General features: G+C 63.8%; 12 protein-coding genes. 1 reads left to right on the top strand and 11 read right to left on the bottom strand.

The features are described from left to right. Positions 1 to 158: 158 nt before the first annotated feature. From ftsH to tolQ, 10 genes are all read right to left on the bottom strand, one after another. On the bottom strand, positions 159 to 2,081 hold the full coding sequence (gene ftsH / locus AAFX91_RS27750; protein WP_130579695.1) for an ATP-dependent zinc metalloprotease FtsH: 1,923 nt from the start codon (positions 2,079 to 2,081) through the stop codon (positions 159 to 161). Between the two features lie 262 nt (positions 2,082 to 2,343). Next, positions 2,344 to 3,366, bottom strand: a complete 1,023-nt coding sequence (tilS, locus tag AAFX91_RS27745; RefSeq protein ID WP_394568752.1) for a tRNA lysidine(34) synthetase TilS — start codon at positions 3,364 to 3,366, stop codon at positions 2,344 to 2,346. A 46-nt stretch (positions 3,367 to 3,412) separates the two neighbouring features. Continuing rightward, entirely contained in the window at positions 3,413 to 4,477 is a 1,065-nt protein-coding gene (ybgF, locus tag AAFX91_RS27740) for a tol-pal system protein YbgF (RefSeq protein WP_394568751.1), read from the bottom strand. 138 nt (positions 4,478 to 4,615) lie between these two features. Then, positions 4,616 to 5,107, bottom strand: coding sequence for a peptidoglycan-associated lipoprotein Pal (pal, locus tag AAFX91_RS27735; RefSeq protein ID WP_208828749.1), 492 nt, complete (start codon positions 5,105 to 5,107; stop codon positions 4,616 to 4,618). Positions 5,108 to 5,380: 273 nt separating this feature from the next. After that, a complete protein-coding gene (locus AAFX91_RS27730; protein ID WP_282532544.1) occupies positions 5,381 to 6,115 on the bottom strand; it encodes a hypothetical protein in 735 nt (244 codons plus the stop codon). A 164-nt stretch (positions 6,116 to 6,279) separates the two neighbouring features. After that, positions 6,280 to 8,604: a putative bifunctional diguanylate cyclase/phosphodiesterase gene (locus AAFX91_RS27725; RefSeq protein ID WP_394568750.1), complete on the bottom strand. Its 2,325-nt coding sequence runs from the start codon at positions 8,602 to 8,604 to the stop codon at positions 6,280 to 6,282. Between the two features lie 182 nt (positions 8,605 to 8,786). Next, positions 8,787 to 10,076 carry a Tol-Pal system beta propeller repeat protein TolB gene (gene tolB / locus AAFX91_RS27720; protein ID WP_394568754.1) on the bottom strand — a complete coding sequence of 430 codons (1,290 nt, stop codon included), beginning with the start codon at positions 10,074 to 10,076 and terminating at the stop codon, positions 8,787 to 8,789. A gap of 110 nt (positions 10,077 to 10,186) precedes the next feature. Then, positions 10,187 to 11,167 carry a protein TolA gene (locus AAFX91_RS27715; protein WP_394568753.1) on the bottom strand — a complete coding sequence of 327 codons (981 nt, stop codon included), beginning with the start codon at positions 11,165 to 11,167 and terminating at the stop codon, positions 10,187 to 10,189. Between the two features lie 29 nt (positions 11,168 to 11,196). After that, on the bottom strand, positions 11,197 to 11,670 hold the full coding sequence (locus AAFX91_RS27710) for a biopolymer transporter ExbD (RefSeq protein ID WP_394568749.1): 474 nt from the start codon (positions 11,668 to 11,670) through the stop codon (positions 11,197 to 11,199). A 41-nt stretch (positions 11,671 to 11,711) separates the two neighbouring features. Beyond that, a complete protein-coding gene (gene tolQ, locus AAFX91_RS27705) occupies positions 11,712 to 12,425 on the bottom strand; it encodes a protein TolQ (RefSeq protein WP_027579741.1) in 714 nt (237 codons plus the stop codon). Positions 12,426 to 13,617: 1,192 nt separating this feature from the next. Here tolQ and AAFX91_RS27700 point away from each other — a divergent pair. Further along, on the top strand, positions 13,618 to 14,691 hold the full coding sequence (locus tag AAFX91_RS27700) for a tartrate dehydrogenase (RefSeq protein ID WP_394568748.1): 1,074 nt from the start codon (positions 13,618 to 13,620) through the stop codon (positions 14,689 to 14,691). 211 nt (positions 14,692 to 14,902) lie between these two features. Here AAFX91_RS27700 and AAFX91_RS27695 read toward each other — a convergent pair whose 3' ends face one another. Continuing rightward, positions 14,903 to 15,874, bottom strand: a complete 972-nt coding sequence (locus AAFX91_RS27695) for a Na+-dependent transporter (RefSeq protein ID WP_394568747.1) — start codon at positions 15,872 to 15,874, stop codon at positions 14,903 to 14,905. Between the last annotated feature and the right edge of the window lie 377 nt (positions 15,875 to 16,251).

Here is a 16,251-nt window from a genome sequence, read left to right as displayed (position 1 = left end):
GCGATCCGATCACCTCAAAAGCTCTTGTGCCACGGGGGCCGTCCACATATGGGTCCCGGGTCAAGCCCGGGACGACGACGGAACGTGGTCGGGAGCAATCAAAAAGCAAAAGCCCGGCGCGAGGCCGGGCTTTCATGTGTGTTGCTCTCTGATCGCGTTTACGCCTGAGGCTGCGGCTCCAGGCCGGGGTCCGGATCTGGGCGCGGGCGCGACTTGCCGGCGGGCGGCACGGCGGAGGCGCGCGGCGTGGTCGGCTCGAGCACGGACTCGCGGTTCGGCTTCTTACCCTTCAAGAGATCGACGATCTCGTCGCCGGTCAGCGTCTCGAACTCGAGCAGGCCCTTGGCCAGTGCTTCGAGATCGGCGCGCTTCTCGGTGAGGATTCGCGTCGCCTCGTTGTAACCTTCCTCGACCAGGCGCTTGATCTCGGAGTCGATCTTCTGGACCGTCGCCTCCGAGGCGTTCTGGGTGCGCGACACCGACATGCCCAGGAAGACCTCGTCCTGGTTCTCGCCATAGGAGACGGTGCCAAGCTCTTCCGACAGGCCCCAGCGCGTGACCATCATGCGCGCCAGACGTGTCGCCTGCTCGATGTCGGAGGCCGCGCCCGAGGTGACCTTCTCGCGGCCGAACACCAGTTCTTCCGCGACGCGGCCGCCCATCATGATGGCGAGCCGCGAGGTCATCTGCTCCAGCGACATCGACAGCTTGTCGCGCTCCGGCAATTGCATGACCATGCCGAGTGCACGGCCGCGCGGAATGATGGTCGCCTTGTGGATCGGGTCGGTAGCGACGACGTTGAGGCCGACGATCGCGTGGCCGCCTTCGTGATAGGCGGTCAGGAGCTTCTCTTCCTCGGTCATGACGAGCGACTTGCGCTCGGCACCCATCATCACCTTGTCCTTGGCCTCTTCGAACTCGGCCTGCGTCACCATCCGCTTGTTGCGGCGGGCGGCGGTCAGCGCGGCCTCGTTGACGAGGTTCATCAAGTCGGCGCCCGAAAAGCCCGGGGTGCCCCGCGCGATGGTCTTCAGGTTGATATCGGGAGCCAGCGGCACCTTGCGGACGTGAACCTTGAGGATCTGCTCGCGGCCGACGACGTCAGGATTCGGCACCACGACCTGACGGTCGAAGCGGCCGGGCCGCAGCAGCGCCGGATCGAGCACGTCGGGCCGGTTGGTGGCGGCGATCAGGATCACGCCCTCATTGGCCTCGAAGCCGTCCATCTCGACCAGCAACTGGTTCAGCGTCTGCTCGCGCTCGTCATTGCCACCGCCAAGGCCGGCACCACGGTGACGGCCGACCGCGTCGATTTCGTCGATGAAGATGATGCAGGGCGCATTCTTCTTCGCCTGCTCGAACATGTCACGCACGCGCGACGCACCGACGCCGACGAACATCTCGACGAAGTCAGAGCCGGAAATGGTGAAGAACGGCACGTTGGCTTCGCCCGCGACCGCGCGCGCGATCAGCGTCTTGCCGGTGCCGGGAGGGCCGACCAGCAACACGCCGCGCGGAATGCGTCCGCCCAGGCGCTGGAATTTACCGGGGTCGCGCAGGAATTCGACGATCTCCTGCAGGTCCTGCTTGGCTTCGTCGACGCCGGCGACGTCCTCGAACGTCACCCGGCCATGCGCCTCGGTCAGCATCTTGGCGCGCGACTTGCCGAAGCCCATCGCCTTGCCAGCGCCGCCCTGCATCTGTCGCGACAGGAAGATCCACACGCCGATCAGCGCGATGAAGGGCAGCCAGGAGACCAGGAGCGAAACAAACCACGGCACGTTGTCGCCCGGCGGCTTCGCAGTGATCTGCACCTTGCCGTCATAGAGGCGCTTCACCAGCGTCGGGTCGTTCGGCGCGTAGGTCTGGAAGCTCGAGCCGTTGGTGAAGGTGCCATGGATTTCCGGCCCCTGGATCACGACGTCGCGGACATGGCCCTGGTCGACTTCGCTCAAGAGCTGCGAGAACGAGATATCCTGCGAGGACGCGCGCTGACCCGGGTTCTGGAAGAGCGTAAACAACGCCAACAGCAGCAAGACGATAATGACCCAGAGGGCGAAATTCCGCAGATTGGCGTTCATTGATCTTCCTTCGTGGTCGCGCGGATCGCGGCCTCAAAACTATCCTCGGGCGGCCTGGGGCAGGCACTTCAGGAAATCCCTGGGAATCCCCCCTTCAGCGACTGCATACAATTTAGGTGCCGTGGGAGTATATGCCAAGGGAACTGCACAGGACTATTTATTGCATCCTAGCCCGATTCCCGGTCAAATAATGGCGCAAACGTCCGGGTTTTAGGGGGGTAGTTAAGCGGATATGACGGGAATTTTCCTATTCGCCTGAATATCAGCGGGCCCGGCTCCGGCGCGGTGGTGCCGGCTCGACCCGGATCCGCCCATTGGCGAGCCCAATGACCGCGCCGGCGAGCGTCTGCTTCAGCTTGCCCGTCCCCTGCATCACCGCCTGATCGAGTGCGGTGAGCAGGGCCTCGACCTTGCCCAGTTCGGCCGATCCCTCATGGCCCACGCGGTCGATCGCGCGCTTGAGCAGGCGCAGCCGGACCTCCTCGGGAAGGGCTGCAAAGGCCTCGGCATCGAATCCGGAGCGCGCCGCGCTGCCATCGCGCAGTGCGAGGTAGCGCTCGGCGCCATCAGCCAGCACTTCCACTGCGGCATTGGCCCGGGCGAGCCGCGCTGCGAGCCGCGCCAGGTTCCGGGCATCGCCGCCCTCGGCAGCCAGCGCCGGCATCAGCACGCGCAGCCGCGGACGCATGAACGCAGTGTCGCGATTGGTCGGATCGACCGCATAACCGATCCTGGCTTTCTCCAGGGTAGCGATCAGCCGCGCCTTGGGAACAGCGAGCAGCGGCCGCGCCAACCTCACCCCTTCGCGCTCGGTCTCGCGCGCCATCGCGGCGAGGCCGGCGATGCCACTGCCGCGCAACAGCCGCATTAGAAGCGTTTCGGCCTGGTCGTCGCGGGTGTGCGCCGTGAGGATATGCGTCGCCCCGCTCGCACGGGCCGCTTCGGCCAGCAGGCGATAGCGCGCCTCGCGTGCCGCCTCCGGCAGGCCGCTGTTCGGCTTGGTGCCGGTCCAGCGCAGCGTCCGATGGGGCAGATCGAGCGTGCCGGCAAGGCGCTTGACCTCACGCGCTTCGCGCGCGGCCTCCGGGCGCAGGCCGTGGTCGACGGTAACTGCGATCAGCCGCGGCCCCTGCTTGAGTGTCCGGCGCCAGCGCACCGCGAGCCACATCAACGCCACCGAGTCCGGACCGCCGGACACGGCCAGAACGATCGCTGGCGCGCGCTTCCACTCGTCTAACAGACGTTTGGCTTCGGTTGCGGAAATCGCGCTATTGTCATCAGACATGGCGGTGCCATCGATCGCGGAGCCGAAAGGCCCCAGCGGCACCGGTTTAGCACTTGATCCGCTTCTGCTCACGGTCGACGGCGGCTCTGACGCCCGTGGAAGCCCGCGGATATTTCCGCGTCACTTCGCCGAGCGCGGCGCAGGCGGCTTCCTTCTCCTTCAGCGCCGCCAGTGACTGGCCAAGCCGCAGCAGTGCGTCCGGCGCCTTGGCCGACTTGTCGAATTTCGTGGTCACGCCGAGGAAGGACTCGGCGGCGTCACGATACTGCTGACGCTGAAAATAGCTCTCGCCGAGCCAATATTGCGCATCCGGGATCAAGGGGTCGCTCGGATATTTCTGGGAGAAATTCCGCATGGTTTCCTCGGCGAGCGCATAGTCCCTGCGCTGCATGTAGCCGATGCCGAGGTCGAACTCGTCCTTCGATGTCGCCGATGGCGGCAAGGTGGTCAGCGCGGCGGTGGCGCCGCCCCCTGCCGGTGCGCCGGCACTGCGTGGGCTGGTGTTGCCGAGGTCGAGCGGTTCGCCCGCGCCGCGTCCGCCGGGCGCACCGACCGTGGCATCGGGCGAGACCGGCATCTGGCCACCACCGAGTGCGCGCGGCGCCCCCGGGGCGTTCGGGTTCTGGTTGGGATCGAAGGCATCGCCGCGGCCGCGGCGCCCTCCTGCCGCTGGCGCGGCCGGCTCCTGCACGATCGGTGCGGGAGCCGCGATCTGGGTCTGGTCGTAGCCGCCCTGCGATTGCCGATAACCCGGCTGCGGTTGGCCGTATCCCTGCTGCGGCTGTCCATAGGCCGGCTGGCCACCTTGCGGCGGATAGGACGGCGCAGACGGGTTGGCCGGCGGCATGGCGGCGACGCCGGGCTGGGTGGCCGCAGGCGCACCGCCCGGGCCGGACGGCGCGGCGCCGAGCTGCCGCAGGCGCTCCTCCAACTGGCGGTTACGATACTGCAGTTCCTCGTTCTGGCCGGTCAACTGTCGAAGTTGGTTCTCTAGATGCTGGACCCGCATTTCGAGGTCGGCATCGTCGGATTGTGCGAAGGCCGGTGCGGAAACAGCCAGTCCCGCGGCAATCGCCGCGGCGCGCGTAACTCTAAGAAATCTGGATGACATCTTGCCCTGACGATGAAAATCGACGCGGAACCACACTGATGCAGGGAGTACGCCGGAATTGTGACTGAAGCAAATCAACGTTCAAACAAAACCGGCGCCTCTCGGCGCCGGCGGCAAATCGCGGAAATCTTCGGAAGCTCACGAACTCGCGTTCAGCACCGTGACGGCACGGCGGTTCTGCGACCAGCAGGAGATGTCGTTGCAGACCGCCACCGGACGTTCCTTGCCGTAAGAGATGGTGCGCATCCGGCTCGGATCGATGCCGCGCGAGGCGAGATAGGAGCGAACCGCCTGGGCGCGACGCGCACCGAGCGCGATATTGTATTCGCGGGTGCCGCGCTCGTCGGCATGGCCTTCGATGGTAAAGCTGTAACGGTTGTAGCTCTGCAGCCACTGCGCCTGCTTGTCCAGGGTCGCGATCGCCTGCGGGGTCAGGTCGGTCTGGTCGCTCTCGAAGAAAACGCGGTCGCCGACGTTCACGACGAAATCCTGCTGGCTGCCCGGGGTCGCCGCGTTCGCCATCGCGCCCTCGGCGCCGAGATTATTCTTGGCGCAAGCACCCATCGAGAGCGCCACCGCGAGCACCGCGGCGAGCTTCAATCCCTGGAGGATTCGCATCTGGTATTTCATTCCGGAGCCTCCACGCTCACGTTTTCGAATTCTCATCCGATCTACAGGGCGATGGTTAAGCGAACGTTCCGTCAACCTTGATGGGACCTTGCCAGACCCGATCAAATGCGGACAAACGGCGAAAAGCGCCCCCGATGGTTAATGGGTTGTAAATGTGGCGCGAGGGTGAAGACAAGCGCGGAGGCAGCCGGAATCGCCGATTTCCCGGCTTTACCGGGAAGAATCAGCGCAAAGTGCGGGACTTCTGCGACAGTTCGGGCGAAGCCGGACTATTCAGGAACTTGGAACGATCGACGCTTGCGCGAAGGAGGGCCGGACATCAGTGGTACCAGATTGACCCCGCCCCCGCTCGAACAGCATCCGCCGCTCGAACGCACTTGAACGCAGGAAGGGGTAGCGGGCGAGCACCCGCTCACGCACCGCAGGCAAGTGCGCGGCCATCAGTCCGACGGGCTTCAAGAGGCCCGGATGGATGCGCGGCTCGGACCAAGCCTCATGCAGGAACACCCGACGGTAAAACGCCATATGCTCGGGACGCACCATGGCCAATCCATAGTCGGCGTTGAAGTGAACGCCAGCCGTCGATCCGAGCCGAACCGTCACGTAGGGCAGTTCCGGAACAGTCCGCGCCTTTTCCGGATCGGCGACAAAGCGCGTCGAGTCGATGAAGACCAGCCCTTGATCAAGCTTGGGATGAAGCACGTCACCAAACACGTCGACGGAGGGCGAGATCCGGCACTCCGGCGTGACGACGTTGATGCGAATTGAGCTGTAGAGTTCGCCGTTAAAGTACACGCCGAACGTCCAAACGTTGGCGGCATCATCATACTGATCCACGACGCGCTCGTCCGCCGACGGTTCGATCGCGCGTTCACGCAGATAAGCGCGATAGCGGAGCCGGTAGATATCTTCCTTTTCGGCTGGGGTTTGCGCTAGGCGATAATCGACTTGATCCAGCGGGTCCGAAAGCCGTCCGCTTGCCGGCCTGGTGGCCTCCACCGCGGGCATTATGTTCAATCCTTACACCTTCGAGCAACTTCTGCGCGTGTCAAAAAGATTAACAGCATCTTAATTTATTGCAAAGGGATCGCGGCAATACGGTTAATCGACGCGGGGCTCGCGCGCGAGCCATGCGTCGGTGGCACCGCGGAGCTACCGGTAGAGGGACGGTCTCAGGCAATCGACCGCGACGATGCCAACTTCAGCAAGTCTTCCGGACGGCGGCCATGAGAGGCGCTGAGGAGTTGCCGTATACGCACCGCAGGTACCGGGCGGCTGAACAGATAGCCTTGCGCCTCGGTCACCGCGCCGTCGGCGCTGACGAGATCGAGCTGCTCGTTGGTCTCGATGCCTTCCACCACGACGGACATGCCGAGATCGGCGGAAAGCCGCGCCACACCACGCAAAAGCGTCAGCGGTCGGTCGGTGTCGATGCCTTCGAGGAATGAGCGGTCGATCTTGACCTTCTGCAATGGGAAGTTGTGCAGATAGCTCAGGCTCGAATAGCCGGTGCCGAAATCGTCAAGCGAGATCCGTACACCCAGCGCATGTAGCTGCGACAGCACGTCGTGCGTCACTTGCGTATTGCGCAGCAGTGAGGACTCGGTGATCTCGATCTCAAGACGTCGCGCCGGCAGGCCCGAAACCTCCAGCGCATAGCGGACCTCGCTCAGCACGTCGCGCTGATGGAACTGCTGCGGCGACAAATTGACCGCGACGCTGACGGATTCAGGCCACGTCATGCATTCCATGCAGGCCTTGCGGAGAATCCAGCGGCCGAGATCGACGATCAACCCCATGTCCTCCGCCACCGGAATGATCTCGATCGGAGAGACCGTGCCGCGCACCGGGTGGTTCCAGCGCAATAGCGCCTCGCAAGTCGTGATCCTGCCGGTCTTGAGATTGACCAGCGGCTGGTAATAGAGCTCGAACTCCTCGTTCGCCAGCGCCTTGCGCAGGTCGAGTTCGAGGATGCGGCGCGCTTCGACGATCTGGGCCATCTCGTCGCGGAAGAAGCAGAACGTGCCGCGCCCGTCGGCCTTGGCACGATAGAGCGCCATATCGGCGTTCTTCAAAAGCGTGTCGGCGCTGACGCCCGGCGAGGTCATGGCGATACCGACGCTGGCCCCGATCTCGACCAGGTGATTGTGAATCTTGTAGCGCTCGCTCAGCCGATCGACAATGCGACGTGCAAGGCTGGCCGCGTCCTCATGTGATTTGATGTCCTGCTGGAACACCACGAACTCGTCGCCGCCGAAGCGCGCCACGAAATCTTCCGGCCGCAGCATTTCGCGGAGCCGGCCGGCTACCGCGCAGAGGAGTTGGTCGCCGCAGGGATGGCCGAGCGTATCGTTGACCTGCTTGAACTGGTCGAGGTCGATGAACAGAAGTGCCGACAACTGCCCGCCTCTCGGCCGCGCCAGGAGACGACCGATCTCGTCACGGAAATTGAGGCGGTTGGGCAATTGCGTGAGTTCGTCATACCGCGCCAGATGGGTGATGCGGGCTTCCGCATTGCGCCGCTCGGTAACGTCTTCAAGCAACACAACCGTGCCACCATCGGCCATCGCCTGAAACGTCCACGACAGCGCGCGGTTGTTGGTCAGGTCGGGGGCGCTCGTGATCACGACCCGCATCTGGGTGTGCTCGATCTCGGCGAGGATCGTCCTGCCGCTCGCCTCTGAGATCGAGCCGGCGCTCACGCATGCCGAGATGATGTCGGATGCGCGCAGCCCGCGCTGCACAAGGTCTTCCGGCAGGCCCATCATCTCGCTGAAGCGGTAGTTCATCACCGCAAGGCCGCCGTCGTCGCGGAACATGCACAGGCCGTGCGGCATGTTGTTCAGCGCGGTATCGAACTGGCCGGCCAGCGCCGCCTCCCGCTCCTTCGCGATCCATGCGTTGACGTAGATCCGCCGCAGGCTGGATGTCAGGTGCCGGATGGAAACGAAGAAGACAAAGCTCAGGAGGGCAAGCGCGATGTAATAGGCACCGCCCACATAGAACAACGCGAAGATCAGGGGTCCGATGGACAACAGCAGGTGCAGGTGGAAGATCCGCGGGCGGCCGAATGTCCGCCCAACCCCAGCCGACGTATAGGCCACCACCGTCGTCACGCAGAGCATGTGGGCGGCCGCATCGCTGGTTCGCAGCAGAACGGTTATCCCCCAGATGCCGAGCGCGACGCCATAGGCAACGGCGCCGAACCGGTAGCGCTGCTCCCAGCCGACGGACTCCGCGACGGTGAGCCGCGAGTTGCGCTGCTGGTAACGGTACATCTGATGAGCGCGCCCAAGCCCCACCACGATGAACAGCGGCACGCACAGCCACATCAGGATGTCGCCGGTGACGGCGGCGATCACCGAGCCGGCGATGGCCGGGCCAAAGGCGCCGAAGATCATCGGCGCGGGATTCATGAACAGGGAATCGACCAGCGCAGCCGCGATCGTTGGCGACATCTGCCGGTCCGACTCTCCCGTCTGATTGGCAAACTGCATGAGCTGGGCACGCGTCCTGTTGTAACGTGCAGTTTTACCCAGCGCTGATGAAGTCTTTCTGAGGGAATATCGTTACCAAGACCTTGTTTCGAGTTTTATGCAGCGGAAATTCTCTTTCTATTTCAATGAACTAGGAAAAATTTGCCGGTTAACGAGAATGGTTACCCGCAAAGCCCGGCAATTTACGACAATAGCGGCGACCACGCCGGATCGGACGCGAAGCCCGGCGTCGGCACGCGCAGTTCGTTGCGGCCGGAAACGTCGACGGTGAAGAGTGACGGTCCCTGGCCGGGATCGCGGAAGAACATCACGACGCGCCCGTTCGGCGCAAAAGTCGGGCCCTCATTGTGATAGCCCGAGGTCAGGATCCGCTCGCCCGAGCCATCGGGCTTCATGATACCGATCGCGAACTGGCCGCCGCCCTGCCTGGTGAAGGCGATGTAGTCGCCGCGCGGCGACCACACCGGCGTCGAGTAGCTGCCGTCTCCAAAGGAGATGCGCTGCGCCTGCCCGCCGTTTGCCGCCATCACATAGATCTGCGGCTTGCCGCCACGGTCGGACTCGAAGCAGATACGCGTTCCGTCGGGTGCAAAAGATGGCGAGGTGTCGATCGCCGGCGTGTCGGTCAGCCGCGTCATCGATTTCGACCGCAGATCCATCACGAACAGGTTGGAGTTGCCGCCCTGCTGCAGGCTCATGATGATGCGCTGGCCATCCGGCGAGAACCGCGGCGAGAACGACATGCCCGGGAAATTGCCGACGATCTCGCGCTGGCCGGTCTCGATGTTGAGCAGATAGACGCGCGGGTCACCCTGGCCGAACTCCATATAGGTGATTTCCTGGGTCGACGGCGAAAAGCGCGGAGTCAGCACCAGGTCGGAGCCGCGGGTCAGGTAGCGCACATTGGCGCCGTCCTGGTCCATCAGCGCGAGCCGCTTGACGCGACGCTCCTTCGGTCCGGTCTCGTCGACGAAGACGATGCGGGTGTCGAAATAGCCCTTCTCGCCGGTCAGCCGTTCATAGATCTGGTCGGAGATGATGTGCGCGATGCGCCGCCAATATTCGGCCGAGGTGTCGTATTGCTGGCCGGCGAGTTGCTGGCCGGTATTGACGTCCCAGAGGCGGAATTCCGCCTTCACGCGCCCATTGTTCTGCCGGGTCATGCGTCCGGTGACCAGCGCCTGGGCGTTGACCGACTTCCAGTTCTGGAAGTTCGGCGCGGCGTCGATATTGATGTTCTTCTCGAGATAGGCAGCCTGGTCGATCGGTGCGAACAGCCCCGAGCGCTTGAGATTGTTGGTGATGACCTGGGTGACGCCGGCACCGACTTCGGTATCCCCGGGGGTACCAGCCGTGAAATTCGGGATCGCGATCGGCAATGGCGCGAATTCGCCCTCGGGAATCGGCACGCGCTTCGGCGCCTGCGCAAATGCGCCGCGCGGTGCGGCGGCAACGGTGCCGAGCGCGGCCATGCTGGAAATGATCTGGCGGCGGCTCGGGCGGAAAAACGTCTCAAACGATTTGTTCTGATTGGTCATCGTTGGCGAACTTTGCTTCATGGGACCTCAAGCGCACATCGCGCTCAGGTCTTTCGTTCGGTGAACACGGGCGAAAAATATTTCCATTCGTCGAAGAAAGCCGCCGGCAGATTATACGGCTGGCATTCGATGATCGCGCGCAGCGCGCTCTCCTGATAGACGCGCAAATAAGGCGTCCCCGGCGTGCCCTCAGGCACCGGCATGCCCTCCAGCGTGCCGTCGCGCTTCAGGCGGATCACGAAGGCGGACTCGGTCTGCTGCGCCTCGATGCCGCCATAGGGCTTCTTCCAGCACCGCTCCACCTGGCTCTTGAACATCGCGCCCCAGGTCGCCGAATTGTCGGCCGCCTTGCCATGGGCAAGGCCGAGCGCTGCGTTCGAATTGAGGGTGTCGCCGGCCGCCGCCTGGCGCGTCGGATCGCGCTTGTCGAGAAGGGCTGCAATCTTCGACTGGTCGAACACGCGCTCCTTCAGCTTCTGCTCCGGCGGCGGCTTGGCGGCCTGCTGCTGCGGCTTCGGCGGCGGCTTCTTCTCTTCCTTCTTGATCGCCTCGGCGATCGGATCGGGCTTCACGGGATCAGGCTTCTTCTCGGCCTGCTTCGGCTCCTGCTTTGGCTCTTCCTTCTTGGCCTCTTCCTTTTTCGGCTCTTCCTTGGGTTTATTCTCGACGACCGGCTTCGGCGGATTGGGCTTCTTTTCGACCGGCTTTTCTTCCACCTTCGGGGTCGGCGGCGGGGCGGTGTCGGTGACGATGGGCGGCTTCTTGTCCTCGATCTTGCCGACGGCGTCGTCGACCGGCTTGGCCTCGGCGATCTTCTCCACCAGCGGCTTCGGATTTTCCTTCTTGCCGGTCCTCTGGCCGGCCATCACATGGGCAAGCTGGTCGGAAGAAATGACGTCGACCGCGACGGTCTCCTCGTCCGGCAGGACGTAGGCCCTGGACGAAAACGACACGAGGCCCCATCCCAGCACGAGGACGTGCAGGGCGATCGATGCCACCAGTGTCTTGTCGACCTTGACCTTCAACTTACCCTGCTCTGCCACAGCTTAAGATCTCAAGATCCCCCCTCCGGGATGACGACGATGTTCGCCTTGAAGCCGGCGGTGCGAATCTGGCCCAAGAGCTTCATCATATCCGTGTAACAGACGTCCTTGTCCCCGCGCAGATATACCACGGCATCGTTATCCGATCGGGTCTCCCGGATAGCCTTGATTTTGGGCAAGAGGTCGGCAGCCGAGATCGAGGCGTCCCCGAGATAGAGTTCCACGCTCGAATTGCAACTCCCGCCGGTGCGCTTGACCGACAGCGTCAATGGCGGGGTGTTCTGGGCAATCGACTTGCCGCCGCTCGCGATCGGCAGGTCGATGTCGATATTCGACGTCATCAGCGGCGCCGCGACCATGAAGATGATCAACAGCACCAGCATCACGTCGACCATCGGCGTGACGTTGATTTCCGCCATCACGGCGGCGCGGCGCCGGCCACGGCGGCCACCGCCGCCCGACGAACCCGCCATGCTCATCGCCATGCTCTAGAACCCACCGCTTGCGTTCATCACAGGTCGCCTCATCAGGCCCGTTCGTCGATCTGCCGCGACAGGATCGCGGAAAATTCGTCGGCAAAGCCTTCCAGGCGCTGGGCCTGCCGGTTCACCTCGGAAATGAACTTATTGTAGAAAATAGTCGCCGGAATTGCGGCGATCAGGCCGATTGCGGTCGCAAACAGCGCCTCCGCGATACCCGGCGCCACCACCGCCAGTGAGGTATTCTTTGATGCTGCAATCGACTGGAAGCTCGACATGATGCCCCAGACGGTGCCGAACAGGCCGACGAAGGGGCCGGCCGAGCCGACGGTCGCGAGCACCAGCAGCCGCCGTTCCAGCCGCTCGACCTCGCGCGCGATCGACACGTTCATGACCTTCTCGATCCGCATCTGAAGGCCGCCAAAGGAGCGCGAATGGCTCTCGAAGGAGCGCTTCCATTCGCGCATCGCCGCCACGAAGCAGGCCGCCATCGACTGCGTCGGCTTGGCCGACAGCGTGCGATAGAGTTCCTCGATCGACTGCCCCGACCAGAACGCCTGCTCGAACCGGTCCATCGCGCGGCGGGTGCGCGAATACAGGAAGATCTTGTCGATCGCGATCGCCCAGACCCAGACCGAGCAGGCGAGCAGCCCGAGCATGACCGCCTTCACGACCCAGTGGGCCTGCAGGAACAGCGCGATCAGCGAAACATCGCTCGAGGCCATGGGCAGCGCTGCCTGCGCCACGTCGGCGGGATTCATCGGCAATATCCTTTCAACGCAAAGATCCTTTGTCCTTCCCGGAGCAAATGGCTGCCGGTCCCGGATTTTCGTTTCGACGCGTTTTCCTCACGCGAACCGGTCTCCACCTCGCTTGAGCCGCTCCTAGCAGCCGCGCGCCCAGCGCGGCGGTAAGCGCCAGCCGCGAAAAGCTTTCATCTGTCGCATGGGAGGGCCGTCCAAGGCCGGGCCCTGCTTCCTCCGCCAACATGTCAAAACAAGGGCTGTTCGCCCGTCATTTCCGCCCCTCACCAGACTCTAACCGTGGTTAATGCGAGGTTACCAAAGTCGGCTTTGACGGCTGGAAATGCAGGAAATCCGGCCGGTTACCCGATGGGGCGGGGTTCCCTCCCCTGTCGTTCCTGGCTTGAACTGGGAGGACGCCGTCATTGCGAGCGGAGCGAAGCAATCCATCTCTCAGCGCGCGGAGGTATGGATTGCTCCGCTCGCAATGACGGGGTGAGTTCCGATTCAGGTGTCAAACAGCGGAGGGGATGTGAATCCGCGTTCTCGCGGCATTGATTGCCCGAGGTTTGCGTTCGTTTCACCCTCTCAATCAACAGAGGGCGCAGGGAAAGCCGGGTGCTGGTTGCACCCGTGGGTCCCGTGCAACAAAAAGCACGGGGGTAGGACCACAGGTTCAACCGAAGCATTCCGGCTTTCCCTGCGCGATGGTGTTACGGCTTATTTCGTGCTCTCCCCGGTGACCGGGCTTTCTTGCCACCGTCATTTGTAGAAGCTTGCTTCTACGAACTTAGCGCCAGCGTCGGGGCGCCAGGACCACACGACTTCGCCGTCCGTGATGTGCGTGCTCGTCAGTCACACGCATCACGTCCACCGCATCTCACCGCAACGTTCGTGACGATCGCGAGCCGCCCCTCATTCGGGTGAGACGCGCGGAGTTAAATCACTGATTTGCCCGACGGCGAAAGCGGAATGTTTTTTGCGTGAGGGCTGGACGGGGCCAATCAGGTTGGAATTGCTGGCGAATTTTTTGCCTCCGTCATTCCGGGGCATCGCGAAGCGATGAGCCCGGAATCCATCCAACCGCAGAGCATGCGGCGAAATGGATTCCGGGCTCGCGCTGCGCGCGCCCCGGAATGACCAAGAAGCTTGGCGCGTGCGGGATGGTGGGTTACGCATCCGACAAATCATACCCTGGGAGAGACTCCTCATGCGCACCCATTCCATCGCCGCCATTCCTGCCGACGGTATCGGCCCCGAGGTGATCTCGTCGGGCGTTCGTGTGCTGGAGGCGCTGGCGCAACGCTCCGGCGATGTTGCCTTCCAGTTCAAGACGTTCGACTGGGGCTCGGACTACTACAAGAAGCACGGCGTCATGATGCCGGCGGACGGGCTCACTGAGCTGAAGAAGTTCGATGCGATCTATTTCGGCGCGGTCGGGGCGCCCGATGTGCCCGACCACATCACGCTGTGGGGGCTGCGGCTGCCGATCTGCCAGGGCTTTGACCAATACGCCAATGTGCGGCCGACCAAGATCCTGCCCGGCGTCGCCTCGCCGTTGCGCAATGTCGGCGTCGGAGATCTCGACTGGGTGATCGTGCGCGAGAATTCGGAAGGCGAATATGCCGGCGCCGGCGGACGCGCGCATAAGGGCCTGCCCGAAGAAGTCGGCACCGAAGTTGCGATCTTCACCCGCGTCGGCGTCACGCGCATCATGCGCTATGCTTTCCGGCTCGCGCAGGCGCGACCACGGAAGTTTCTCACCGTGGTGACGAAGTCGAACGCGCAGCGTCACGGCATGGTGATGTGGGACGAGATCGCCGCCGAAGTGGCGCAACAATTCCCCGATGTCACCTGGGACAAGATGCTGGTCGACGCCATGACGGTGCGCATGACGCTGAACCCGAAAAGCCTCGACACCATCGTGGCGACCAACCTGCACGCCGATATCCTGTCCGATCTGGCAGGCGCGCTCGCCGGCAGCCTCGGCGTCGCGCCAACAGGCAACATCGATCCCGAGCGTCGCTTCCCCTCGATGTTCGAGCCGATCCACGGCTCGGCCTTCGACATCACCGGCAAGGGCATCGCCAACCCGGTCGCGACCTTCTGGACCGGCGCGCAGATGCTGGAGCATCTCGGCGAGAAGGACGCCGCCACGCGGCTTATGGCGGCGGTGGAGCGCGTCTGCGCCGCCGGCGTGCTGACGCCGGATGTCGGCGGCAAAGCGACGACGAAAGAGGTGACGGACGCCGTGATCGACGCGATTCACGGCACGAACGTGTGAAGCCCCCCTCTCCCCCGCTCTTGCGCAGAACTTCGGACGAATGACTGCCCAGCCGTCATTGCGAGCCAACGGGTCGCGCGAACGCGCGCCCGATGACAAGCTCCGCGAAGCAATCCATCGAGCCGCGTGCGCGGAAGCATGGATTGCTTCGTCGCTATCGCTCCTCGCAATGACGGCGCTATTTCTGGCGGCAGTTCTGCCGCACCTGTCTCTACCGCCGCTTCGTCAGCCGTCCCATGATTGGCTTGAGCAGTAGCGGCGACAGGTAGATCGGGAATTGCGATAGCGCGAAGTAGAGCCAGGTCAGGCCCGGCAGCACGCCGTCGGTGGCGGCGACCATCAGGCCCATGTTCCGCTGCGACACCATCAAGGCCAGGGAAAGCGCTCGCTCCATGCCGAAGCGGCGAAACACCAGCATGGTGCCGGCGAGGAGCGCAAAGAACACCGCAAAGGCGAGCAGCGTCAGCCCGAGCGCCTGCAGCGGTTCACGCCAGAAGCTCGGCGCGACCGGACCCATGACCGCGCACACGAACACCAGGAGGATCAGGATGTTCAGCCCGTCGATCGGCGCCTTGTGGCGCTCGATCGCGGCAAGCCCGAACAGCCATCGGATGATCGCAGCGACCGCGAGCGCGCCGGCCAGGATCAGGAACAGTTTTGCGCCGAGTGCGACCGGCGACAAGGTCAAGGCCGCGCCGAAGAAGAGATAGGCGAACAGCGGCGCGGTGAGCGGCACCAGCGCGGTGCCGGTCACGAGCGTGATCAGGACCAGCGTCGCGTCCAACCCCATCAGCGCCGCGAGCGAGGGGGAGGCCATCATCGGCGAAGCCACTGCCTGCAGCATCAAGCCTAAGAAGAGATCGGGCGACGCCGTGCGCAGGCCCGTCGCGAGCCAGAACATGCCGGTGATGGCCGGGACCGCCAGCAGTGTCCATCCCGTCGCGGCCGCGACGATCGCAGGCCGGCGCAAATAGAGCCGCAGCGCGGAGATGTCCACGCGCATGAAGGAAATGCAGAGCAGGAGAAAGACGGCTTCCGTAACGAAGGGCCGCAAGGCTTCTCCGAGCGGCGGGATCGCGATGCCGATGAACACCAAAGCGGCGACGGCGCGCGTGCCCTGGCGGCCGAGCCATGCGAGCGGCCGGGCGATGGCGGCGATGATAGCAGTCAAGGCAACAGGCATTGGCGTTCTCCTGATGGAGCCGCAGCACGAAGAGGCCTGTTGCGATAAGAACACGCGCCCGCCGGACTGCGGCGGCACTCGTTCATGTTTTGCAGATGAGACAAGACGACGTGCCGCTCCCTAAAAGGAGCGCCACCAGCGCGACGCAGTGAAGGTCATGCAATCGTCCATGGGACTTGATTGGCATCGCCGGGCGCTGTTGGCAAGAGGCTTCCGTGTCGTCCTGGCGAAGGCCAGGACCCATAACCACCGGAATGCGTTGTGGCGCGAGCAAGGCGGCTACAGCGGAGCACACCACAAAGGCCTGTGGTTGATGGGGTGGACGGCCCCCTACGGCATCAGTTGTGCCAGAATGAGGTTGTCGAAATCTCAAACGA

The sequence above is a fragment of the Bradyrhizobium sp. 31Argb genome (assembly GCF_043638955.1).
GTDB lineage: Bacteria > Pseudomonadota > Alphaproteobacteria > Rhizobiales > Xanthobacteraceae > Bradyrhizobium.
Note: the sequence above shows the minus strand (reverse complement) of the source record. Positions and strands in the feature narration are given on the sequence as shown.

Coding starts and splice junctions, on each gene's coding strand:
- AAFX91_RS27700 (WP_394568748.1), top strand. CDS start 13,618: ATGCGCACCCATTCCATCGCCGCCATTCCTGCCGACGGTATCGGCCCC.
- tolQ (WP_027579741.1), bottom strand. CDS start 12,425: ATGAATCCCGCCGACGTGGCGCAGGCAGCGCTGCCCATGGCCTCGAGC.
- tolB (WP_394568754.1), bottom strand. CDS start 10,076: ATGGCCGCGCTCGGCACCGTTGCCGCCGCACCGCGCGGCGCATTTGCG.
- ybgF (WP_394568751.1), bottom strand. CDS start 4,477: ATGTCATCCAGATTTCTTAGAGTTACGCGCGCCGCGGCGATTGCCGCG.
- pal (WP_208828749.1), bottom strand. CDS start 5,107: ATGAAATACCAGATGCGAATCCTCCAGGGATTGAAGCTCGCCGCGGTG.
- AAFX91_RS27730 (WP_282532544.1), bottom strand. CDS start 6,115: ATGCCCGCGGTGGAGGCCACCAGGCCGGCAAGCGGACGGCTTTCGGAC.
- tilS (WP_394568752.1), bottom strand. CDS start 3,366: ATGTCTGATGACAATAGCGCGATTTCCGCAACCGAAGCCAAACGTCTG.
- AAFX91_RS27710 (WP_394568749.1), bottom strand. CDS start 11,670: ATGGCGATGAGCATGGCGGGTTCGTCGGGCGGCGGTGGCCGCCGTGGC.
- AAFX91_RS27725 (WP_394568750.1), bottom strand. CDS start 8,604: ATGCAGTTTGCCAATCAGACGGGAGAGTCGGACCGGCAGATGTCGCCA.
- AAFX91_RS27695 (WP_394568747.1), bottom strand. CDS start 15,874: ATGCCTGTTGCCTTGACTGCTATCATCGCCGCCATCGCCCGGCCGCTC.
- ftsH (WP_130579695.1), bottom strand. CDS start 2,081: ATGAACGCCAATCTGCGGAATTTCGCCCTCTGGGTCATTATCGTCTTG.